General features: G+C 45.8%; 4 tRNA genes. All 4 read left to right on the top strand.

Annotated elements, in window-relative coordinates:
* Nucleotides 1–43 precede the first annotated feature (43 nt).
* The 4 genes from V6D42_RS20270 (at nt 44) to V6D42_RS20255 (ending at nt 438) form a co-directional block, all read left to right on the top strand.
* A tRNA-Asn gene (locus V6D42_RS20270) sits at nt 44–118 on the top strand.
* Between the two features lie 2 nt (nt 119–120).
* Nucleotides 121–193 (top strand) — tRNA-Thr (locus tag V6D42_RS20265).
* Between the two features lie 61 nt (nt 194–254).
* Nucleotides 255–329 (top strand) — tRNA-Gly (locus V6D42_RS20260).
* A gap of 32 nt (nt 330–361) precedes the next feature.
* Nucleotides 362–438 (top strand) — tRNA-Arg (locus V6D42_RS20255).
* Nucleotides 439–459 lie beyond the last annotated feature (21 nt).

Genomic DNA, 459 nt, shown 5'->3' with positions numbered 1-459 from the left:
GATTTATTATTTCTACCATGTTTGTTTATGAAGCTTATATTATTCCGCAGTAGCTCAGTGGTAGAGCTATCGGCTGTTAACCGATCGGTCGTAGGTTCGAATCCTACCTGCGGAGCCATTGCTTCCATAGCTCAGCAGGTAGAGCACTTCCATGGTAAGGAAGAGGTCAGCGGTTCGAGCCCGCTTGGAAGCTTTATTAAGTGCTTTATTACCAAGGTTTCTCAAAAAGGAGAAAGCTTTTTTTATTGCGAAATGCGGAAGTAGTTCAGTGGTAGAACACCACCTTGCCAAGGTGGGGGTCGCGGGTTCGAATCCCGTCTTCCGCTCCATTTTATCCCAACGGGATATTGTAACATTAATTGCGCCCGTAGCTCAATTGGATAGAGCGTTTGACTACGGATCAAAAGGTTAGGGGTTCGACTCCTCTCGGGCGCGCCATTATTTAATAGAAATAGATAG

The organism is Bacillus sp. 0909A (assembly GCF_036765115.1).
Lineage (GTDB): Bacteria > Bacillota > Bacilli > Bacillales > Bacillaceae > Bacillus > Bacillus mojavensis.
The sequence above is the reverse complement of the archived record's forward strand: the minus strand, read 5'-3'. Positions and strand labels throughout refer to the sequence as shown.